Annotated in this window: 19 protein-coding genes; 8 read left to right on the forward strand and 11 right to left on the reverse strand. The window is 62.6% G+C overall.

The window, feature by feature from the left end; genetic code table 11:
* The first annotated feature begins 97 nt into the window (after positions 1 to 97).
* The 7 genes from ACE3PP_RS08750 to ACE3PP_RS08780 all read left to right on the forward strand — a co-directional run bounded on the left by ACE3PP_RS08750 (position 98) and on the right by ACE3PP_RS08780 (position 7796).
* Positions 98 to 418, forward strand: a complete 321-nt coding sequence (locus ACE3PP_RS08750; RefSeq protein WP_374380655.1) for a hypothetical protein — start codon at positions 98 to 100, stop codon at positions 416 to 418.
* Positions 419 to 583: 165 nt separating this feature from the next.
* Positions 584 to 1372 carry an enoyl-CoA hydratase/isomerase family protein gene (locus ACE3PP_RS08755; RefSeq protein WP_374380658.1) on the forward strand — a complete coding sequence of 263 codons (789 nt, stop codon included), beginning with the start codon at positions 584 to 586 and terminating at the stop codon, positions 1370 to 1372.
* Between the two features lie 21 nt (positions 1373 to 1393).
* Positions 1394 to 2554: an acyl-CoA dehydrogenase family protein gene (locus tag ACE3PP_RS08760; RefSeq protein WP_374380661.1), complete on the forward strand. Its 1161-nt coding sequence runs from the start codon at positions 1394 to 1396 to the stop codon at positions 2552 to 2554.
* Positions 2555 to 3202, forward strand: a complete 648-nt coding sequence (locus tag ACE3PP_RS08765; RefSeq protein ID WP_374380664.1) for a TetR family transcriptional regulator C-terminal domain-containing protein — start codon at positions 2555 to 2557, stop codon at positions 3200 to 3202. It begins immediately after the preceding gene.
* Entirely contained in the window at positions 3199 to 4041 is an 843-nt protein-coding gene (locus ACE3PP_RS08770) for an SDR family oxidoreductase (RefSeq protein ID WP_374380667.1), read from the forward strand. Before ACE3PP_RS08765 ends, ACE3PP_RS08770 begins: the two co-directional genes overlap by 4 nt.
* 11 nt (positions 4042 to 4052) lie before the next feature.
* Positions 4053 to 6185 carry an acetate--CoA ligase family protein gene (locus ACE3PP_RS08775; RefSeq protein ID WP_374380670.1) on the forward strand — a complete coding sequence of 711 codons (2133 nt, stop codon included), beginning with the start codon at positions 4053 to 4055 and terminating at the stop codon, positions 6183 to 6185.
* A gap of 9 nt (positions 6186 to 6194) precedes the next feature.
* A complete protein-coding gene (locus ACE3PP_RS08780; RefSeq protein WP_374380672.1) occupies positions 6195 to 7796 on the forward strand; it encodes a 5-guanidino-2-oxopentanoate decarboxylase in 1602 nt (533 codons plus the stop codon).
* 12 nt (positions 7797 to 7808) lie between these two features.
* Here ACE3PP_RS08780 and ACE3PP_RS08785 read toward each other — a convergent pair whose 3' ends face one another.
* The gene (locus tag ACE3PP_RS08785) at positions 7809 to 8789 is read right to left on the reverse strand and encodes a zinc-dependent alcohol dehydrogenase family protein (protein ID WP_374380770.1); all 981 of its coding nucleotides are present in this window, start codon (positions 8787 to 8789) and stop codon (positions 7809 to 7811) included.
* A 206-nt stretch (positions 8790 to 8995) separates the two neighbouring features.
* Here ACE3PP_RS08785 and ACE3PP_RS08790 point away from each other — a divergent pair, with 206 nt between their 5' ends.
* Entirely contained in the window at positions 8996 to 9409 is a 414-nt protein-coding gene (locus tag ACE3PP_RS08790) for a cytochrome c family protein (RefSeq protein ID WP_374380675.1), read from the forward strand.
* A gap of 12 nt (positions 9410 to 9421) precedes the next feature.
* On the opposite strand, the gene ACE3PP_RS08795 is transcribed toward ACE3PP_RS08790, so the two are convergent.
* The 10 genes from ACE3PP_RS08795 to ACE3PP_RS08840 all read right to left on the reverse strand — a co-directional run bounded on the left by ACE3PP_RS08795 (position 9422) and on the right by ACE3PP_RS08840 (position 20341).
* Positions 9422 to 10327: a carbohydrate ABC transporter permease gene (locus ACE3PP_RS08795; protein ID WP_374380678.1), complete on the reverse strand. Its 906-nt coding sequence runs from the start codon at positions 10325 to 10327 to the stop codon at positions 9422 to 9424.
* Positions 10327 to 11256 (reverse strand): carbohydrate ABC transporter permease, encoded by a 930-nt coding sequence (locus tag ACE3PP_RS08800; protein WP_374380681.1) that lies wholly within the window; start codon positions 11254 to 11256, stop codon positions 10327 to 10329. Before ACE3PP_RS08800 ends, ACE3PP_RS08795 begins: the two co-directional genes overlap by 1 nt.
* A gap of 56 nt (positions 11257 to 11312) precedes the next feature.
* Positions 11313 to 12626, reverse strand: a complete 1314-nt coding sequence (locus tag ACE3PP_RS08805) for an ABC transporter substrate-binding protein (RefSeq protein WP_374380684.1) — start codon at positions 12624 to 12626, stop codon at positions 11313 to 11315.
* A gap of 58 nt (positions 12627 to 12684) precedes the next feature.
* On the reverse strand, positions 12685 to 13749 hold the full coding sequence (locus ACE3PP_RS08810) for an ABC transporter ATP-binding protein (protein WP_374380687.1): 1065 nt from the start codon (positions 13747 to 13749) through the stop codon (positions 12685 to 12687).
* Between the two features lie 123 nt (positions 13750 to 13872).
* Positions 13873 to 14514, reverse strand: coding sequence for a carbon monoxide dehydrogenase subunit G (locus ACE3PP_RS08815; protein WP_374380690.1), 642 nt, complete (start codon positions 14512 to 14514; stop codon positions 13873 to 13875).
* Positions 14515 to 14516: 2 nt separating this feature from the next.
* Positions 14517 to 15338, reverse strand: coding sequence for an XdhC family protein (locus tag ACE3PP_RS08820; protein ID WP_374380692.1), 822 nt, complete (start codon positions 15336 to 15338; stop codon positions 14517 to 14519).
* Positions 15338 to 16534 (reverse strand): VWA domain-containing protein, encoded by a 1197-nt coding sequence (locus tag ACE3PP_RS08825; protein WP_374380695.1) that lies wholly within the window; start codon positions 16532 to 16534, stop codon positions 15338 to 15340. Before ACE3PP_RS08825 ends, ACE3PP_RS08820 begins: the two co-directional genes overlap by 1 nt.
* 1 nt (position 16535) lies before the next feature.
* Positions 16536 to 17408 (reverse strand): AAA family ATPase, encoded by an 873-nt coding sequence (locus ACE3PP_RS08830; protein ID WP_374380698.1) that lies wholly within the window; start codon positions 17406 to 17408, stop codon positions 16536 to 16538.
* Between the two features lie 9 nt (positions 17409 to 17417).
* On the reverse strand, positions 17418 to 19832 hold the full coding sequence (locus tag ACE3PP_RS08835; protein WP_374380701.1) for an aerobic carbon-monoxide dehydrogenase large subunit: 2415 nt from the start codon (positions 19830 to 19832) through the stop codon (positions 17418 to 17420).
* Positions 19829 to 20341: a (2Fe-2S)-binding protein gene (locus ACE3PP_RS08840; RefSeq protein ID WP_374380703.1), complete on the reverse strand. Its 513-nt coding sequence runs from the start codon at positions 20339 to 20341 to the stop codon at positions 19829 to 19831. Before ACE3PP_RS08840 ends, ACE3PP_RS08835 begins: the two co-directional genes overlap by 4 nt.
* Between the last annotated feature and the right edge of the window lie 2 nt (positions 20342 to 20343).

Genomic DNA, 20343 nt, shown 5'->3' on the forward strand with positions numbered 1-20343 from the left:
GCGTGTCCGCATAGGTGTCTTGTCAAAACGTCGCAAGGTATTGGGCGCGGGACTCTGGTATGAGCGCAGGCATAGCCGCCTCTCATGTTCCTTGCCGATGACCAAGTCCGATACACCCCCTTCGTTCGTAGAAAAACTGCTGCGTGCCTGGCGCCGGGCTCGTTGCATTGTCTTGCCTTATAAGAATGCCGTCTCAATCGACGGCAAGTGGCATCCGGTAGTGCCGGTCGAAGCCGGACCGCCGATCGCCGAGCTCGACGGTGAGGCCATCCCGCAATGGTGGGTACTCGATTGCGGCCGAATCGTGGAATTCGTCGGCGTTCATGACGCGTTGGCGGCCAACTATAACCTGCCACCCACGCAGCCTGGCGAAACCATCATCGGCAGCGCCATTTACCGGGTCGCTGGCCAGTCATAAGGCCTTTTCTGGCATTCCTGCGGGCTCCGCTCGTCCGCATGCTCTTTGTGCGCCGCAAACAACGGGGCATTGGTTTGGACGTTTGTCCAATTTATCGTTTGAACGATCGTCCAATTTGTGAAAGCTTCCCCTGCCGGTGATGAATCGAGGGCGGGGGAGCGGGGCATGAGCACTCTGGTGGAGATTGAAGATCGCGGTCCTGTGCGAATCGTGGCCATCAACCGGCCGGAGGTGCGAAATGCCATCAGCACCGGCGTGCTGCTGCAATTGCGCGCGGCCTTTGCCGCCGCCGCTGCCGCGCCATCGGTGCGGGTACTGGTCTTGACCGGTCGCGGCGGCGCCTTTTCTGCCGGTGCCGACGTCAAGGAATGGGCCGACCTGCAGAAGGGCATCAACCAGCATCCCGGCCATGATTGGGTCAGCGAAGCGACCGGCCTGGTGCAGGAGATTGCGGGCTTTCCGAAACCGACCATTGCGATGATGGACGGGCCGGCGGCCGGTGGCGGTCTCGATTTCGCGCTGGCCTGCGATTTCCGCATCGCCTCGGCCAAGGCGCGCTTCATCTGCGCCTATACGCGGGTCGGCTATCCGCCGGACGCCGGTGGCTCATGGCTGCTGCCGCGCCTCATCGGTATCGAGGCGGCGAAGCTCTTCGCCTTTACCGGTGATGCCTGGGATGCGGAGAAGGCCCGGTCGGTCGGCATGGTCACTGAAATCGCGGTGCCGGAAGCGCTCGAGGAACGCGCATTGGCTCTGGCCGCAAAGCTCGCGGCTGGTCCAACGATCGCCATCGGGCTCGCGAAGTCACTGATCGACAACGCCTATCGCCGCAGTTTCGCTGAGCAGCTCATCGCAGAAGACCGGGCCGGAAAGATCTGCGCCGAGACGGAAGATCATGCCGAGGGGTTGGCGGCCGCCAATGAACGTCGTCCGCCGGTCTTCGTCGGGCGGTAGCCAGGTAAAAGGGGCGCCATCATGGATTTCTCACTCTCATTCGAACAGCAATCGCTCATCGACTCGCTCAAGGTCTTCGTCGAACGGGAACTCCTGCCCCACGAGAATGTGGTGGAGGAACTGCGCGCCGTGCCGTCCGATCTTGCAGCCGATATCGTTGCCAAGGCCCGCGATGCCGGGTTCCTGGCGATGAACATGCCGGCGGAACTGGGGGGCGGCGGGCTCGATTACGAAACGATGGCCTTGGTCGAGCGGGAACTCGGCAAGCCGTCGACGGCGCTCTCCTTGCTGCTCAAGCGCCCGACCAAGATTCTGCTGGCCTGTCAGGGCGATCAGATCGAACGCTATCTGATGCCCGTCATCCGCGGTGAGCGGACCGATTGCTTCGCTTTGACCGAGCCGGGTGGTGGCTCGGATGCCAAGGCGATCGTGACGAGCGCCAGGAGGGACGGGGACGATTGGGTCATCAACGGCGTGAAGCAGTTCATTTCGCACGCCGACACAGCCGATTTCATGGTGCTGTTCGCCGTTACCGGGATCGACGAAACGCCCAAGGGTCAGCGCAAGCGGTTCACGGCCTTCCTCATCGACCATGACCTGCCGGGCGTCACCATCAAGCCGATGAAGTCGATCTGCACGCGGGGCTACAATCCCAACATGATCTATCTCGACGATGTGCGGGTGCCGCATGCCCAGATTCTGGGGGAGGAAGGCAAGGGGTTCGACTTCGCCAATGATTGGCTCTATGCCGGGCGCGTCATGCTGGCCGCCAATTGCTGCGGTCGGGCCGAGCGCATCTTCGACATGTCATGCGAGTGGGCGGCCAGCCGCAAGGCGTTCGGCAGGACGATTGGTGAGTTCCAGGGCACTGGATTCAAGATTTCCGACATGGCCGTCGACATCAAGACTTGCTTCCTGCTGGTGATGGAGGCCGCGTGGAAAATGGATCGCGGCACGCTCACCCGCCACGAGGCGTCGATCGTCAATCTCCACGGTTCGGAAATGATCGGCCGTGTCGCGGATCATGCCGTCCAGATCTTCGGCGGCATGGGCATGATGGAAGACTTCCCCATCCAGCGCTTCTGGCGGGATGCCCGGATCGAGCGGATCTGGGAAGGTACCTCGGAAATCCATCGCGACATCATCGCGCGCGATATCCTGCGCGACCATCGGGCGGTCTAGATGGCGCCCGCTCCCAAACGGACCAAGACCATCGAGGCGCGGCGCCAGGACCTCATCCGCGGCACGATCGCCTCCATTGCCGCACTAGGCTATAACAATTCGACGGTGCAGACGATCTGCGATGAGGCTGGCCTGTCGCGCGGCCTCATCAGCCATTACTTCAAGGGCAAGGACGATTTGCTGCTGGAAGCGTTCCGCTTCCTGGTGGTCGAGGCCGATGCCGATACGCGCGAGGCCGTCCGCGCCGCCGGGCCGGACCCGTTGGACCAGCTTTTGGCGGCGACGGAGGTCGCATTCAAGCGCGCCAAGGAGAGCCGCGCCAACGCGATGGTCTGGCTCGCCTGCTGGGGGGTGGCGCCGTGGAACCCGCAGATGCTGGAACTCTATCACAAACTGTCGCGGCGCTATCGGCGATGGGTCGGGCGCATCATCGCAGAGGCGGCAGCGCAACGCGGGCTCGCCATCGATGCCGAGAAGGCGGCCCTCACCTACACGCAGATGATCGACGGTTTCTGGATCGGCTGGCTGATGGACAAGCATGCCTATGGCACCGAAGACGCCGCCATCATCATCCGGGATTGGCTGCTCGATCTTTTCGGCGAGAGACCGAATAGTCGCGGCGGCAAGAATGGGGAGACAAGGAAATGACGTTCTCGAAAGACCTGCTGGCCGGCCAGCGTATCTTGATCACGGGGGGTGGAACGGGGATCGGCAAGTCGATCGCCAGGCACTTCCTGCAACTCGGCGCCGAGATCGTCATCTGTGGGCGGCGTGAGCAGGTCCTTGCCGATACTGCCGCCGAGTTGATGGGCGAGACCGGTGGCCGGGTGCTGTTCAAAACCTGCGATGTGCGCGATGCGGCGCAGGTCGAGGCCCTCTTGGATTGGATCTGGGCGGAAGCACCGCTCACCGGCCTCATCAACAATGCGGCCGGCAATTTCATTGCCCAGAGTGAAGGGCTGAGTCCCCGTGCTGTCGATGCCGTGCTTGGGATTGTCCTGCATGGGTCGGCCTACATGACATTGGGTTGCGGCAAGAGGTGGTTGGCTGCGGGTGCGCGGGGCAATGTTCTCTCAATCATCACCACCTATGCCTGGACCGGCTCGGCCTATGTGGTGCCGTCGGCGATGGCCAAGGCCGGTGTTCTTGCCATGACGCGTTCGCTGGCGGTGGAATGGGGGGGACGCGGCATTCGCCTCAACGCTATTGCGCCGGGACCTTTTCCGACCGCCGGCGCCTGGGAACGGCTGGTGCCAAAGCCAGAGATGGCCGCCGCCTTCGAGGCGAAGAATCCGATGCGGCGCGCTGGGCGGCATGAGGAGTTGACCAATCTTGCGGCCTTCCTCATGTCCGACGCGGTGGGCTACATCAATGGCGAGGTCGTGACCATCGATGGTGGCGAATGGCTGCAAGGTGCCGGCCAGTTCAATTTCGTGGGCGAGCATATGTCCGATGCGGATTGGCAGGCCCTGCGCACCCGGAAATGACGGTGGCGCTCATGACAGCAGCCGATCAAATCGTTGCCGCCCGCCGGGACAATCTGCGGCGCCTGCTCGCGCCGCGACACATGGTGTTTCTGGGCGGCGATCTCGCGGGTCATGCCATCCGCCATTGCCGCCAGGCCGGCTATCAGGGGCAGATCTTCACCGTCCACCCGAAGAAAGCTGAGATCGAGGGCATTCCTTGTCAGCGTCATTTGCGCGATTTGCCGGTGGCGCCGGATGCGGCCTTCATCGGCATCCCGGCCGATGCAACCATCGAAGCGCTGCATGAACTGACTGAGATCGGCGTGGGCGGGGCGGTTTGCTATGCGTCGGGCTTTGCTGAAATCGGCGCCGCCGGTGCCGCGCGTCAGAAAGCCTTGCTCGATGCGGCCGGCGACCTCGCGCTGGTCGGTCCGAACTGTTTCGGCATCATCAATTACATCACCCACGGCAGCATGTGGCCGACACCCTATCCCGTGGGAATGGCCAAGCGGGGTGCCGCCATCATCGGCCAGAGCGGCAATCTCTGCATCAATCTGTCGATGAACCAGCGTGACGTGCCGTTCAGCTACATCATCAGCGCCGGCAATCAGGCGATCTTGGGCTTCGAGGATTACATCGATGTGCTCGCCGACGATCCGCAGGTGACGGCGATCGGCATCTTTCTCGAAGGCATCCGTGATATCGCGTCCTTTTCGCTGGCGTCGCTGAAGGCGCTCCGCAAGGGCGTGCCGATCGTCGCCTTGCGCGTCGGCGTGTCGGAGCTTGGCGCCAAGGTAGCGGCGAGCCATACCAGTTCGTTGGCGGGGCAGAACGATCTCTACGACACCTTGTTCGCGCGTCTCGGCATCATGAACGCAAAATCGGTGCCGCATTTCCTGGAACTGCTCAAGGGACTGTCCGTGTCGCCACTGCCCCAGGGGCGGCGGCTTGCCATCTTCTCCAGCTCCGGCGGCGACAATGGTATGTCGGCAGATTTTGCGAGTGCCGCCGGGCTCGACTTGCCACCCCCAAGTCCGGCCCAGGCCGAGACGGTCGCGGCGCTGCTGCCGGATTACGGAGCTGCCAGCAATCCGCTCGATTTCACCGCCGGCTATTGGGGCCAGGAACGGCAACTGACACCCATGTTTACCGCGATGTTGGCTGGCGATTATGACATGGGTGCCATCGTGATCGATCATCCGCGTGTCGCTGCCGATGCGCCGGTCGACGCGGCTTTGGCCGCGATGGTACGGGCGATGGTGGCGGCTTGTGGCGACACGGGAAAGCCCGGCGCCGTCATCTCGGTCAACCCCGAATCGATGCCGGACAAGATGCGCCGCATGGTGCTGGAAGGCGGCCTGATCCCACTGCAAGGCTTGCACGATGCCTGCGACGTCATCGGGCGCATGGCGGACTTCGCCGCCACCCGTGAACGCGCCCGGCAGGGCGATCTGCCGCGCGTGCCGGTCGGGGCCATCGCGCAACCGGCCGGGCGATCATGCCTGGACGAGGTCGAAAGCAAGGCCCGCCTTGTTGCCTTCGGCCTGCCGATTCCAGCCGGCAAGGTTGCGAGGCTGGCCGACCTCAGGGACATCGCCGGGACTTTCCAGGGACCGGTCGTCCTCAAGGCAGTGAGCGCCGACCTCCCCCACAAGACCGAGGTCGGTGCCGTTCGACTGGGGCTCGTCGGACCTGATGCCGTCGTGGCCGCCGGCGCCGAGATCACCGAAAATATCCGCAAGACAAATCCGGGATTGTCGGTCGATCGCTTCCTGGTTGAGCCGATGGTGGGCGACGTCGTCGCGGAAATGCTGGTCGGCGTGAAAGTCGACCCGCATTTCGGTCCGGTCATGGTCATTGGCAGCGGCGGAATTTACGTGGAGATACTGAAGGATGCAGCACGTCTGCTGCTGCCGGCCGCAAAAGGCGAGATCGAAAGGGCGATCCGCAGTCTGAAGATGCTTCCGCTGCTGGATGGCTTCCGCGGACGGCCCAAAGGCGATCTGCCGGCGCTGGTTGCGGCCATCGAAGCCATCGCCGCCTATGCTGAGACGCATTGCGCGACACTGGCTGAATTGGATATCAATCCCCTCCTGGTTTTGCCGCAGGGTCGCGGCGTGGTTGCAGTAGACGCGCTCATCGTCGAAGCGCGCGAGAATGGATAGGAGTTCCCCATGTATACCGTCGGCATGTATCTGGCTTCGCTTCTCGAAGCCTATGGCATCGATACGGTCTTCGGTATTCCAGGTGTCCACACGGTGGAGCTCTATCGCGGCATGCCGGCGACGAAACTACGCCACATCACGCCGCGCCACGAGCAGGGCGCGGGCTTCATGGCCGACGGCTATGCGCGTGTCACCGGAAAGCCCGCAGCCTGTTTCATCATCACCGGCCCCGGCATGACCAATATCGCCACCGCGATGGCGCAGGCTTATGGCGATTCCATCCCGATGCTCGTCATTTCCGCCGTCAACGCTTTCGGGCAGATGGGGTCGGGCGATGGCTGGCTGCATGAACTGCAGGATCAACGCCAATTGGTGCGTCAGGTTTCGGCCTTCAGCCACACGATTACGTCGCCCGACGAACTGCCGATGGTGATGGCGCGCGCCTTCTCCATCTTCAACGGCAGCCGACCGCGGCCTGTCCATATCGAGCTGCCGCTCAACATCATCACCGCCGCGGCGGACAAGCTGCCGCCGATTGCGCGGCGCGGTTTGCCCATGCGGCCCGGTGCCGCGAAACCCGCTGTCGAGGCGGCGGCGGAGATGATCGGGCAAGCGGCGACGCCGCTCATCCTGGTTGGTGGCGGCGCGCAGGATTCGGGGTCGTTGGTGCGCGAATTAGCCGAGAAGCTGGACGCGCCCGTGGTCTCGACAGTGAACGGTCGCGGCTTGCTGCCCGTCGGTCATCCTTTGTCGGTACCGTGCAGCCCATCGATGGATGCGATCATTCAACTGATCGAAGCGGCTGATCTCATCCTCGCGCTCGGCACCGAGCTCGGGCCGACCGATTTCAATTTCAACAGCACGGGTGGTGCCAAGTTCAGGGGCAAGAGCATCCGTATCGATATCGATCAAACGCAGCTGGCGCGCACCGAACTGGTCGATCTGCCGATCGTTGCCGATGTCGGCGAAGCCGTCGCAGCGCTGCTGCCGCATCTCTCGCCGCAAAAGCGGGATGGTGCGACCCGCGCCGAGACGGCCCGCAGCCGCCTGCGCAAATCCCTGAGCCCGCTCTATCAGGCCTGCGTCAAGACGCTGGACTGCATTCGCGACACGCTGGCCGATGCCGTCATCGTCGGCGATTCGACCCAGCCGGTCTATGCCGGCTGCATTGCCTACGAAGCGCCGGCGCCGCGTTCCTGGTTCTGCTCGGCAACCGGTTACGGCACGCTCGGCTATGCCCTGTCGGCCGCTATCGGTGCCAAGCTCGCGGCGCCCACGCGACCGGTCGTCTGCGTCATCGGCGATGGCGGCCTGCAATTCTCGTTGCAGGAACTGGCGACGGCGCGCGAACTGCAGGTGCCGGTCATTATCCTGCTGTGGAACAATAATGGCTATTCCGAGATCAAATCCTACATGGTCTCGAACCAGATTCCGGCCATCGGGGTCGATATCTACACGCCCGATTTCCAGATCCTTGCCAAGGGCTTCGGCTGCGAGGCGGTGAAGGTCGCCCGCCTTGAGGATTTGCCGGCACAGCTGAAAGCGGCCGCAGCCCGCAAGACCGCGACCATCATCGAGCTCGGCGAAAAGGACATCGTGCCGGCGGCCTGATCCGCCTCTCTCTCAGAACGGGGGCTGGAGGACGGCGGCACCTTGCAGATGGCCGCTGCGCAGATCGCTAAGTGCGGCATTGGCTTCGCGCAGCGGATAGGTGGTGACGGTGGTGCGAATGGGAATCTGCGGCGCCAGGCGCAGGAACGCGAGCCCGTCCTGCCGCGTGAGGTTGGCGACCGACACGATCTCGCGCTCCTCCCACAGCCAGCGATAGGGAAAGCTCGGAATATCGCTCATATGGATGCCGGCGCAGACCACGCGCCCGCCGGGTCTGACGGCGCGCAAGGCTGCCGGGACCAGCGCGCCGACGGGGGCGAAGATAATGGCGGCATCGAGCGGCACGGGGGCCACTTCGTCCGACGGCCCGGCCCAAGCGGCACCGAGCGAGCGGGCAAAGCCAAGTGCCGCATCGTCGCCCGGTCGGACGAAGGCGTAGATCTCGCACCCTTCATATCGGGCGACCTGTGCCAGGATGTGGGCGGCGGCGCCGAAGCCGTAAAGGCCAAGTCGCCTGCCGTCGCCAGCCTTGCGCAGGGCGCGATAGCCGATGAGCCCGGCACAAAGCAGCGGCGCCGCTTCGGCATCTGAATAGCTCTCAGGCAACGGCAGGCAGTACCGCGCATCGGCCAGCAGATACTCGGCATAGCCGCCATCGCGCTGATAACCGGTGAAGCGTGCCCCGGGGCAGAGATTTTCGCGCCCAGCGCGGCACTGCTCGCATGTGCCGCAGGTGAAGCCCAGCCAGGGAACGCCGACCCGCGCGCCGATGACGAGATCCTCGACACCAGCCCCGATGGCCACGATTTCGCCGACAACCTCATGGCCGGGTGTGCAGGGCAGGGCCGGATCCGGCAGTTCGCCGTCGACGACATGGAGGTCCGTCCGGCAAACACCGCAGGCCTTGACGCGCAGGAGGACCTCGCCGTTTTCTGGCCGGGCCCAAGACCGCTCGCGCCATTCGAGCGGGTGGCCGGCTGCCGGCAGCATCATCGCCCCGCCATGCCATCCTTGCCCAGGTGCCGGTTCCTGCACGTGCCGCTCCCATCGCGTTCTTGATCGGCGCATCCTAGGCCGGTGCGACGAGAAAGTCAGGGCACGGCAACGGGTGGCAATTGGCCGCATAGCCATTGAGGCCCTGGAGAGGGATGAATGCGGCAGCACCCAATAGCCGGTTCAAGCCAAGAGGGGACGACATCATGAACAAATTCGCCCAATTGCTGATGAGCGCAGCACTCCTGTCCGGTGCCAATGCCTTGCCGGCCTTTGCCGCCTGCGAAATACCGCCGTCGCTCAACCCCTGCAAGACGTGCCATGTTCTCGAGCCCGGCAAGCCGTCCCGGGCGACCGGGCCAAATCTGCAAGGCGTTGCCGGTCAACCCGCCATGCATTCGGCCGATTTTGCGAAATATTCCGAGGCCATGAAGGCGGCACAGGCCAAGGGCCTTACCTGGACGGACGAAAGCCTCTTTGCCTACATCGCCGACCCAAAGGGCTTCCTCAACACTTTCAACGGTCAGCCGCTGAAGAACGGCATGATGTTCCAGCTGAAGGATGAGGCGAAGCGCAAGGCGGCGATCGAAGGCCTGAAGACGATCGCGGCCTGCCAGTAGGGCCGACGCTCGCTATTCCTTGACCGCTCCGGTCATCGACGAGACATAGTACTCGACGAAGAACGAGTAGAGGATCACCACTGGCAGCGACCCGATGAGGGCGCCTGCCATGAGCGATCCCCACTCGTAAACGTCCGACCGCACCAGTTCAGTGAGCACGCCGACCGGCACCGTCTTCACTTCGGAAGACTGGATGAAGGTCAGCGCATAGATGAACTCGTTCCATGACAAGGTGAAAGCGAAGATTCCAGCCGAAATCAGCCCTGGCACGGCGAGCGGCAGGATGATGCGCGTCAAGATCTGCCACCGCGTTGCTCCGTCTATCAAAGCACATTCCTCGAGCTCGTAAGGAATCGAGCGGAAATAGCCCATCAGAAGCCAGGTGCAGAAGGGGATGAGGAAGGTGGGGTAGGTGAGAATCAGGGCAAAGCGGGTGTCATAGAGACCCAGTTTGAAAACCATCACCGCCAGTGGAATGAAAAGAATCGAAGGCGGCACCAGATAGGCCATGAATATGGCGAGGCCAACCTGGCGCGAGCCCTGGAAGCGCAACCGCTCGATCGCGTAGGCGGCGAAAACCGATGCCGCAAGAGACAGCAGGGTCGCAACGACGGAAACGAGGATCGTGTTCCACAGCCAGCCCGGATAGGACGTCTCGAACAGCAGATATTTGATGTGATCGAGCGTCGGTGACGACACCCAGAACGGGCTGAAATTCTTATAGTCGGTGAGCTCTTGGTTGGGCTTCACCGCCGTGATCGCCATCCAATAGAAGGGGAACAACAGGACGAAGACAAAAATAGCGAGCGGCAGATAGACCGTGACGATGCGTCGAGGGAGGCGCTGAAGGTAATTCATGCCGCCCTCGTCACCGCGACCGGCATCGCCCATCTGCGCAAAAGCCTTGCTGCCGGCCATTATTCGCCTCCGCCTTGCTGCCACCGGCGCCGCTGCAGGCCGAAATAGCTGAAGAGAATGGCGGCGAGGAGAAATGGAATCATGGCCACCGCAATGGCGGCACCTTCGCCCAGGTTGCCGCCTGAAATGCCCCGCTGGAAACTCAACGTCGCCATCAAATGGGTCGCATTTACCGGCCCGCCGCGCGTCAGCACGTAGATGAGCTGGAAATCAGTGAAGGTGAAGAGCACCGAGAACGTCATGACAATGGCAATGATGGGCGTCAAAAGCGGAAAGGTGACGAAACGGAATCGCTGCCAAGAGCCGGCACCATCAAGAGTGGCCGCCTCGTAGAGCGAGGGCGGAATTGTCTGGAGGCCGGCCAGCAGCGTAATAGCGACAAAAGGAATGCCGCGCCACACATTGGCGGCAATGACCGAGGCGCGGGCATTGTTGGGGTCGCCCAGGAAATTGATCGGTGCATCGATAAGGCCCGTCTGCATCAGGACCCAAGAGACGATCGAGAATTGCGCATCGTAGATCCACCAGAAGGCGATTGCTGACAGCACGGTCGGCACGACCCAGGGAAGCAATACGATGGCGCGGAAGAAAGCCTTGAACGGCAGGTTCTCATTGAGGAGCAGGGCGAGCCACAGGCCCAGGGCGAATTTGAAGGCAGAGGCAAGTGTCGTATAGAGCAGCGTATTGAAGACCGACAGCCAGAAGACACTGTCGTCGAGCAGGTACTCGTAATTCTCCAGACCGATGAAAATACCCGGTCGCCCGATCTTCTCATCGGTGAAGCCGAGCCAGATTCCGAGACCCAGCGGATAGGTCAGGAAGACGAGCAGCAGGACCGCCGCCGGCAGCATGAACACCAATCCCAATCCGAGCCGGCTCTGCTCGAAGCGGGCAAGAAACGATGTCTTGGTGGAACTGCTGCTTGCCATCAGTGATCCGGAAAAAAGAAGGGCCGGCGGTTTGAACCGCCGGCCATTGCAACAAGTCAGACGCGGTAATAGCGGTTGATACGCTTCTCGGCCTTCTCAATGGCATCCTTCGGCGACGCGGCTCCAGTGACAGCCTCGGCGAACATGTCGACAAGGACATAATCCGCCATGACGGCCGCGGATGCATAGCCAAGTGGGCCGGCATAGCCGTTCGGCCGCAACGTCGCAGATGCCTTGGCGTAAGGCGCATTGTTGGGGTCGGCGGTCCAGACAGGGTTCTTCTCATAGGCCTTCAATGTCTGGCAGCAATAGCCGGCCGATTTGGTGATCCAGTCGTTCATCTGCGCTTCCTCAAACATGAAACGCAGATACTCACGCGCGGCATTCGGGTACTTCGTATATTTGAAGATGACCGCACTGGTGACCTGATAGAGCTCGATCGACTTGCCGACCGGTCCGATCGGCAGAGGACAGGTGCGGATGTCGGCTGCGAGTTCGGCCTGCGCCGGGTCATTCTTCGGCGTGTAATAGGCGGAGATGCCATTGGCGATCACCGACAACTCGCCGGCAAGGAAGGCTCGGTTGTTGTTGACGTCGAGCCAACCTTCGGTGCCGGGGATGAAGGTCTTGTAGAGCGCCTGCGCGTACTCGATGGCCTTCATCGTCTCCGGGCTGTTGATGGTGCAATTGCCATCCTTGTCGACCATCTGCCCGCCGTGGCTCCACAGCAGCCAATGGGCATAGTTGTTGCCGTCACCGACGCCATGCCCATGCGTGAAGCCGACCGGATGGCCGCTCTTCTGCATCGCCTTGCACAGCTCCAGGAAGTCGTCGGTCTTGGTCGGGAATTCCGACCAGCCGGCTGCCTTGACCCAGCTGTCGCGGTAGACGATGGCATTGCCGATCGTCGCCAGCGGCAGGCCGATGGCGGAATCGCCCTTGGTCGCATATTCCTTGGGTCCGTCGTACCAGCCGCCATATTTGTTGCCGAGATAGGTGGCAAGCTCGCTCACGTCCAAGAGCTTGTCGGGGTATTGATGGGGGTCGTCGAACCAGACCAGCATGACGTCCGGCCCCGAACCGACATTGGCGGCGACGGCTGCTTTGGGACGGATATCTTCCCAGCTTTCCTTGTCGACGCGCACTTCGACGCCGGTTGCCTCGGTGAACTTCTTGGTGTTGGCAAGCCAGGTTTCCTCGTCGCCTTTGACGAACGGCGACCAGCGCAGCAGGCGCAGGCTGGCGCCTTCTTCCGGCTTATAGGAAAGGTCCTGCGCAAAAGCGGGGCGAGGGCCAAGAAGGCTTGGCGCCATGCTGGCCGCGCCGAGGCCGGCCGTGGTCTTGAGAAGGTCGCGTCTGGTAAAGCTCATGGTGTTCCTCCGTTCGGTTTCGTTTCTTTGCGTGAACGCTTGGCTTCCCCCAGTTCTGCTACAGTCGCTTTCCGGTCTCCGCATCGAAGAGATGCTGCAAGCCGGGCAGCGGCTTCAGCCCGATCTTCTCGCCGGGCTTGAAGAGATGACGCTCGCGAAACACAGCGACGATTTCCTCGCCGCCGGGCAGTCGCGCATTGACTTGAACTTCCGAACCGGTCGGTTCGACGACAACGACTTCCGCCGGCATGCCCTCGCTGCTCAGCTGCAGATGTTCGGGGCGAATACCGAGCGTGACGGCGCGGCCGGCATGGGTTGATGCTTCCGCTTCAAGTGGCACACGCAATCCACCATTGCCGGCCAACATGGGCGATCCGCTGCCGTCGACACGGCCGTCGATGAAGTTCATGGACGGGGAGCCGATGAAGCCCGCCACAAAGCGATTCTGCGGCCGGTCATAAAGATCAAGCGGCGCGCCGATCTGTTCGACATGACCGTCATGCATGACGACGATTTTGTCAGCCATCGTCATCGCTTCGATCTGGTCGTGCGTCACATAGACGGTGGTTGTTTTGAGGCGCTGATGCAGTTCCTTGATTTCCGCCCGCATGGCGACGCGCAGCTTGGCGTCGAGGTTTGAGAGCGGCTCATCGAACAGGAAGACTTGCGGATCGCGCACAATGGCGCGACCCATGGCGACGCGCTGCCGCTGGCCACCCGACAATTGCCGCGGGAAGCGATCGAGATAGGCCGTGAGCCCAAGTATATCGGCGGCCTGCTTGACGCGCGCCGCGGTCTCGCTCGCCGGTGCCTTTTTCAGCTTCAGCGAGAAGGCCATGTTGTCGGCGACGGTCATGTGGGGATAGAGCGCGTAATTCTGGAACACCATGGCGATGTCCCGTTCTTTCGGCGGCACCTCATTGACGACGCGCCCGCCGATGGCAATCTCGCCCGATGTAATGCTTTCAAGCCCTGCGATCATGCGCAGGAGGGTGGATTTGCCGCAGCCCGATGGGCCGACCAAGATGACGAATTCGCCATCCGCGATGTCTATGGAAACGCCATGAAGAATCTGCGCAACGCCAAAGGCTTTGCGCACGTCGCGGATGTCGACGGCCGCCATTACACCTCCCAGATGCGCTACGTTTTTTTATGATGATTGCGCTATCAATTAAATCTATCTAACCGCATTCCTAGCTGCAAGGGTAGAAAATCCGACTCTGTTAATAATTATTAATAGCGCAGCTCAGCTAGTCACCCCTGCTTGGCAGAGAGGGAAGGTCATTTCCGCGTGGGCCGGATCGAGACAGCAGATATGGGCGCCTGCGGCTCCAAGCCCGATCGCCAGCAAAAGCACGGCACCGGCCGTTTCCGACTTGCCAAATAGATTCTTGAACCAGCTCTTCTTCTCTTCCTCCTCTTCGCCCACCGCCGCTTCTTCGACAGGTTCGGCGAGCTGTGTGGCGAAGGCGGTGAAGAAATCGCCGGCAAGCTTCTGCGCGGTTGAGTCGATGAGTCGGCTGCCGAGCTGGGCGAGCTTTCCGCCGATCTGCGCATCGGCCGTGTAGTGCAGGATCGTCGCGTCCGCGCCATCCGCTTCCAGCCGCACCACCGCCCCACCTTTTGCAAAGCCGGCAACACCACCGGAGCCTTCGCCGGTGATGCGATAGCTGGTGGGTGCCTCGATCTCGGACAAAGTGACCTTGCCGCCGAAGGTGGCCTTCACCGGTCCGACCTTGAGTGTCACCTTGGCGGTCATTTCGGTCGGTGAGGTCATCTCCAGGCTCTCGCAGCCGGGGATGGCCGCCTGCAGAATCAAGGGGTTGTTGAGGGCCGCCCAGACCTTCTCCTGCGGTGCGGGAATGCGGCGGCTGTCTGTCATCTGCATGGTCAGTTTCCTTCGGTGATCGAATGTCGGCGTTGAGAAATGATCTCGGCGAGGATGGAAAGGGCGATTTCGTCCGCCGTAATGGCTCCGATATCGACCCCGGCAGGCCCCTTTACGGCCCCCATTTTCTCCATTGGGACGCCGGCGGCCACCAATTCCTCGGTGATGGCCGCAAGCTTGCGGCGACTGCCGACGAAGGAGACGTGCCCGGCGCCACTCTCGACAGCGGCCCGCAACGCCGCCTCGTCGCCGCGCCCCTGGGTCGAGACGACGATCCAGCGCTCTGCCACGTTGCTGGGCGGTATCTCAAAGCCCGTGAGGCGTTGATCGGCCTCGGCAAAGAGGTGCTGGTCCTCGGCTTGCGCGGCGATGACAAGGTGAAAGCCGAAGCGGGGGGCGAGTTCGGCGAGCGCCACGGCGACAGGGCTTGCCCCCATCACGATGAGTTGCGGCTTGGGCAGCATCGGTTCCACGAAAATGTCCATGGTGCCCCGACTGGGGCACGCGTTGCGGGCAAAGCGGATGCCGTTGCGCTCCTCGCCGGCGCGCAGGCCCTGTTCGCGCAGGATATCGTTGGGCTGCACCGAGACGAGGCGCGGCTGGCCGTCGGCAAGTGCTTCCCGGGCGGCTTTGAGGACGGCGGCACGGGCGCAACCGCCGCCGATCCATCCTTGCGAGATGGCGCCATCGGCGCGGATGACGGCCTTGGCGCCGGCCTTGGCGGCCGTGACCGAAACGGTGCGGACGACGGTTGCCAGCACGAAGGCTTCGCCCTTGGCCTTGAGGCTGGCGACGAGATTGACGATTTCCGGGTGAACGGGCATCAGCTCCTCCGCGACAAGCGCAGCAGATAGGGTTCGAGCGCGGCGAGGCTTTCCAGCGTATGGGCCGGCGCGAAGAGATCGATATGCGGCAAGGCCGCCGCCATGCCGCGCGCGGTGGGCGCGTATCCGTCCCAGCCGAGCAACGGATTGAGCCAGACGATGCGCCGGCAACGCCGCCTGAGGTGTGCCATCTCGGCACCAAGCACCTCCGGTGGGCTAGTATCGTAGCCGTCGGACAGGATGATGAGGCAGGTGCGGGAGTGGAGCACGCGGGCGGCGTGCCAGCGATTGAACGTCCCCAGGCATTCGCCGACCCGCGTACCGCCCCCCACGCCTTCGGCCATCAGGCCCAGCCGATCGAGCGCTTTGGCGGTGTCCTTCTCGCGCAAGGCATCGGAAACATGAATGAGGCGCGTGTGGAAGAGGAACGCCTCAGCCTCGCGAAAATGATCCAGGATTCCGTGGACGAAGCGCAGAAAAACCGCGGTATAGAGGCTCATCGAGCCAGATGCATCCACCAGCAGGACGAGCCGCAGAGGCTTCTGCAGCGGCTTGCGGTGGATAAGGCGCACAGGCGTTCCGCCGCTGCCCAGGCTGGCGTGGATCGTGCGCCGGAGGTCCAAGCGCCGGCCGCGTTTGGCGACCCGGGCGCGCCGTGTAAGGCGCGCGCGCATGCGCCGCGCCAGGCGCTCGGCGATGCGATGCGCCTCAGCCAGTGAATCAGGGTCGCCAATCTTGCGGAAATCGGTATGCGCCAGGCTGTCATGGCGACTGGCGCCTTCGCGCTTGCCTTGCGGCGCCGCATCGTCACTGTCAGCCCCTTCGCCGCGCGCGACGTCGGTGGGCAAGCCGCCACCGGTCGTGTGGTTGGCGCTGGAAAGGGATTTCAGCGTGCGTTGATTGGCCAGTGCCGCCTGGCCGCTCATGGCTACGCGCGTCTTCACGCGCCGGCCGGACCAATAGGCATCGAAGAGATCGTCGAAGCCATCCCAATCGGAGCGCCTGCCGCAAAGCAGCGTCTTGAGCGCCGTCTTCACGATCTGGGTCCGGTCCAACCCCTCGGCTGAGAGCAAGGTCAGGGCATCGGCACTTTCAGCCAGACCGATCTTGAAACCGTTGTCGCGCAAGGTGCGCATGAAACCGGCATGGCGCTGGCGGATGGCGGGCCCGATATCTTCGGCTGATCGCAGATCCATCTCACGCCACCTTGCCGATGAGGCGCTCGGTCACTTCCGGCGAGACGCGGGCCCGATCCTCACGGGTCTTCAGCACACAGCTCAATGTTTCATAGACCGCCTGACGGTCTTGCTCCAGCCGGCCGACACCGAGGCCCACCAGGGCAGCGGCCCAATCGAGCGTTTCAGCGATGCCTGGAACTTTGGTCAGTTCCTGACGCCGGATCTCCTGCATCAGGCGCGCGATCTGCAGCGCCAGATTGGTGTCGATGCCGGGCACGCGTGCCAGCAGGATGCGGGCTTCGCGGTCAACGTCAGGGAAGTCGAGTGCGTGATAGAGGCATCGCCGCCGCAATGCATCGGAGAGTTCCCGCGTGTCGTTCGAGGTGAGGATGACGCGCGGGATGCTCACGGCCTTGATCGTGCCGAGTTCCGGGATCGAGACCTGGAAATCGGACAGCATTTCCAGCAGGAAAGCCTCGAACTCCTCATCCGCCCGGTCGATCTCGTCGATGAGCAGGACCGGCGGGGTGGGGCGACGGATGGCGGAGAGTAGAGGCCGCTCCATCAGATAGGTTTCGGAAAAGACATGCGCCTCGGTCGCGTCCGCATCCTGGCCTTCGCGGGCCTTGATGGCGAGCAGTTGGCGCTGATAGTTCCATTCATAGAGCGCGTCCGACCGGTCGAGCCCTTCATAGCATTGCAGGCGAATGAGCTCCGTGCCGTGCAGTGTCGCCAGGGCCTTGGCGATCTCGGTCTTGCCGACGCCGGCCGGCCCCTCGACCAGGAGAGGCCGCTTCAGCATGTCCATGAGGACAAGGGCCGTCGCCAGCTCGCCATCGGCTATGTAGCCGATGGCGGCCAGTCTTTCCGCGATTTCCTTCTTGGCGTTCATGGGCGTCGTTCAGGCACCCAGCTTGCGCGCCGTTTCCCAGATACGCCACGCATCGTGCGGCATCTGAATATGCGTGCTGCCAAGGAACTGGAAGGCGTCGTTGACGGCGTTCGAGAAGGCCGGCACGCCACCCACATTGGGGCTTTCGCCCACACCCTTGGCGCCGATCGGATGATGCGGCGAGGGTGTCACGGTGAAGTCGGTCTCCCATTTCGGGGTTTCGACCGCCGTCGGCAGGAAGAAATCCATGAACGAGGCGCCGGTCACGTTGCCCATCGCATCGTATTTGATCTCCTGGCCCATCGCGATCGCGAAGGCTTCGGTCAGCCCGCCATGCACCTGGCCCTCAATGATCATCGGGTTGATGCGGGTACCGCAATCGTCGAGCGCGTAGAAGCGGCGGGTCTTGGCGACACCGGTATCGACATCGATATCCATGACGCAGAAGTAGGCGCCGAACGGATAGGTCATGTTGGGCGGGTCGTAGTAATTGACCGCCTCCAGACCCGGTTCCAGGCCCGGGGGCGGCGCATTGTAGGAGGCCCAGGCAATCTCCTTCATGGTCTTTGCGCGTTCGGGATTGCCCTTCACGCGGAAGCCGTCGACATCCCATTCGAGATCGTATTCCGACACCTCGAGCAGGTGAGCGGCGATCATCTGCGCCTTGTTCTTGATCTTGCGCGCCGCCATGGCGATGGCAGCACCTGCGACTGGGGTCGAGCGGGAACCGTAGGTGCCGAGACCATAGGGCGCCGTGTCGGTATTCCCTTCCTCGATCATGATGTCGTCGGCGGGAATGCCGAGTTCGGTGGCGATGATCTGGGCCCAGGTCGTTTCATGGCCTTGACCTTGGCTCTTCGAGCCCATGCGGGCGATGATCGAGCCTGTCGGGTGGATGCGGATTTCGGCGGAATCGAACATGGCAACACCCAGGATGTCGCAATTCTTCGAGGGGCCGGCACCGACGATCTCGGTGAAGAAGCTGATGCCGATCCCCATGATCTCGCGGGTCTCGCCGCGCTTGAAGGCCTCTTGCTTGGCCTTCTGTTCTTTGCGGAGCTCGCGATAGCCGATCGTATCCATCGCCTTCTGCATGGCGAGGTGATAGTCGCCGCTGTCATATTCCCAGCCCAAGGCAGATTGATAGGGGAATTGATCGCGCCGCACGAAGTTCTTCATGCGCAGATCGGCCGGGTCCATGCCGAGCTTCTGCGCCAGGATGTCCATGCCGCGCTCGATGCAATAGGCGGCCTCGGTGACGCGGAATGAGCAACGATAGGCGACGCCACCCGGCGCCTTGTTGGTATAGACGCCATCGACCGCCAGATGCGCCACTGGGAAGTCGTAGGAACCGGTGACGATATTGAAGAACCCGGCCGGCCATTTGGAGGGGTCGGCACAGGCGTCGAAGGCACCGTGATCGGCCAGCACATGAACGCGCAGGCCCGTAACCTTTCCGTCCTTCGTGGCAGCAATCTCGGTCGTCATGTGATAGTCGCGGGCGAACGAGGTGGTGGAGAGATTCTCGATCCGATCCTCGACCCATTTCACCGGCAGGCCGGTCACGATCGAAGCGACGATCGAGCAGATATAGCCGGCATAGGCACCGACCTTGTTGCCGAAACCGCCGCCGATGTCGGGGGCGATCACGTGGATCTTGTGCTCTGGGATCTTGGACAGGAGCGAGGCCACCGTGCGGATGACGTGCGGCGCCTGGAACGTGCCATAGACGGTGAGCTCGCCCTTGATCTTGTCGAAGGAGGCGAGGCACTGGCAGGTTTCGAGCGGCGAGGGATGCGTGCGGTGATAGGAGATCATCTCCTTGACCGTCACATCCGCCTTGGAAAAGGCGATGTCGGTCGCTTCCTTGTCGCCCACCGCCCATTCGAAGATGTGGTTATGGTGCTTGCGGGCACCATGCGCGCCGACGGTTTTGCCCTCAAGGTCCGGGCGCAGCACCGGGGCGTTCGGTGCCATCGACTGGAACGGATCGACGATGACCGGCAGTTCCTCATATTCCACGTCGATAAGCTGGATCGCATCGTCGGTGATGTAGCGGTTTTCGGCGACGACGAAGGCGATCTCCTGGTTCTGGAAAGAGACACGCCCATCGGCCAGCACCGCCTGCACGTCGCCCGCCAGCGTCGGCATCCAGTGAAGGCCGAGCGGCTTCAGTTCCTCGGCCGTGATCACCGCGATGACGCCGGGCAGAGCCTTGGCGCGGCTGGCATCGATCTTCTTGATTTTGGCATGGGCATATTGGGAGCGGACGAAATCGCCGTGCAGCATCCCGGCGAGCTTGATGTCGTCGACGTAATTGCCCTTGCCCTGCGTGAAGCGGATATCCTCGACGCGCTTCCTTTTGCAGCCAATGCCTTCAAGTCGGGCTTCGCGCTGTTCCTTGGTCTGGGTCATGTCGTTCATTCCGCGGCCTCCTGATGCGGCCGGCCGTTCAGCTTGGCGGCGGCGTATTGGATCGCTTTGACGATGTTCTGGTAGCCGGTGCAACGACAGAGGTTGCCGGCGATACCATGACGAATCTCGTCTTCGGTCGGATCGGGATTTTCAGCGAGGAGGACCTTGGCACGCATCAGCATGCCGGGCGTACAGAAGCCACATTGCAACCCATGCATCTGCCGGAACCCTTCCTGCAACGCATGCAGCGTGCCGTCTGGGTTGGCGAGGCCCTCGACCGTGTTGACCGCGGCACCGTTCGCCTGGACCGCAAACATCGTGCAGGATTTCACCGACAGACCGTCGATTTCCACAGTGCACGCGCCGCAATGGCTGGTCTCGCAGCCGATATGGGCACCGGTCAGGGACATTTCCTCGCGCAGGAAATGGATAAGGAGCATGCGCGGGTCGACGAACCGCTGCACTTTCTTGCCGTTGACCGTGAGGCTCACCGGCATCTGGTCGATCTGATCACTCATGT

Origin of the sequence: Dongia sp., assembly GCF_041910485.1 — a bacterium.
In the GTDB taxonomy this organism is placed as follows: domain Bacteria; phylum Pseudomonadota; class Alphaproteobacteria; order Dongiales; family Dongiaceae; genus Dongia.

Excerpts from the sequence above, each read along its gene's own strand:
- ACE3PP_RS08790 (WP_374380675.1), top strand. The coding sequence starts at position 8,996 with ATGAACAAATTCGCCCAATTGCTGATGAGCGCAGCACTCCTGTCCGGT.
- ACE3PP_RS08765 (WP_374380664.1), top strand. The coding sequence starts at position 2,555 with ATGGCGCCCGCTCCCAAACGGACCAAGACCATCGAGGCGCGGCGCCAG.
- ACE3PP_RS08815 (WP_374380690.1), bottom strand. The coding sequence starts at position 14,514 with ATGCAGATGACAGACAGCCGCCGCATTCCCGCACCGCAGGAGAAGGTC.
- ACE3PP_RS08805 (WP_374380684.1), bottom strand. The coding sequence starts at position 12,626 with ATGAGCTTTACCAGACGCGACCTTCTCAAGACCACGGCCGGCCTCGGC.
- ACE3PP_RS08755 (WP_374380658.1), top strand. The coding sequence starts at position 584 with ATGAGCACTCTGGTGGAGATTGAAGATCGCGGTCCTGTGCGAATCGTG.
- ACE3PP_RS08835 (WP_374380701.1), bottom strand. The coding sequence starts at position 19,832 with ATGAACGACATGACCCAGACCAAGGAACAGCGCGAAGCCCGACTTGAA.
- ACE3PP_RS08800 (WP_374380681.1), bottom strand. The coding sequence starts at position 11,256 with ATGGCAAGCAGCAGTTCCACCAAGACATCGTTTCTTGCCCGCTTCGAG.
- ACE3PP_RS08775 (WP_374380670.1), top strand. The coding sequence starts at position 4,053 with ATGACAGCAGCCGATCAAATCGTTGCCGCCCGCCGGGACAATCTGCGG.
- ACE3PP_RS08810 (WP_374380687.1), bottom strand. The coding sequence starts at position 13,749 with ATGGCGGCCGTCGACATCCGCGACGTGCGCAAAGCCTTTGGCGTTGCG.
- ACE3PP_RS08795 (WP_374380678.1), bottom strand. The coding sequence starts at position 10,327 with ATGGCCGGCAGCAAGGCTTTTGCGCAGATGGGCGATGCCGGTCGCGGT.
- ACE3PP_RS08770 (WP_374380667.1), top strand. The coding sequence starts at position 3,199 with ATGACGTTCTCGAAAGACCTGCTGGCCGGCCAGCGTATCTTGATCACG.
- ACE3PP_RS08825 (WP_374380695.1), bottom strand. The coding sequence starts at position 16,534 with ATGGATCTGCGATCAGCCGAAGATATCGGGCCCGCCATCCGCCAGCGC.
- ACE3PP_RS08830 (WP_374380698.1), bottom strand. The coding sequence starts at position 17,408 with ATGAACGCCAAGAAGGAAATCGCGGAAAGACTGGCCGCCATCGGCTAC.
- ACE3PP_RS08785 (WP_374380770.1), bottom strand. The coding sequence starts at position 8,789 with ATGATGCTGCCGGCAGCCGGCCACCCGCTCGAATGGCGCGAGCGGTCT.
- ACE3PP_RS08820 (WP_374380692.1), bottom strand. The coding sequence starts at position 15,338 with ATGCCCGTTCACCCGGAAATCGTCAATCTCGTCGCCAGCCTCAAGGCC.
- ACE3PP_RS08840 (WP_374380703.1), bottom strand. The coding sequence starts at position 20,341 with ATGAGTGATCAGATCGACCAGATGCCGGTGAGCCTCACGGTCAACGGC.
- ACE3PP_RS08780 (WP_374380672.1), top strand. The coding sequence starts at position 6,195 with ATGTATACCGTCGGCATGTATCTGGCTTCGCTTCTCGAAGCCTATGGC.
- ACE3PP_RS08760 (WP_374380661.1), top strand. The coding sequence starts at position 1,394 with ATGGATTTCTCACTCTCATTCGAACAGCAATCGCTCATCGACTCGCTC.
- ACE3PP_RS08750 (WP_374380655.1), top strand. The coding sequence starts at position 98 with ATGACCAAGTCCGATACACCCCCTTCGTTCGTAGAAAAACTGCTGCGT.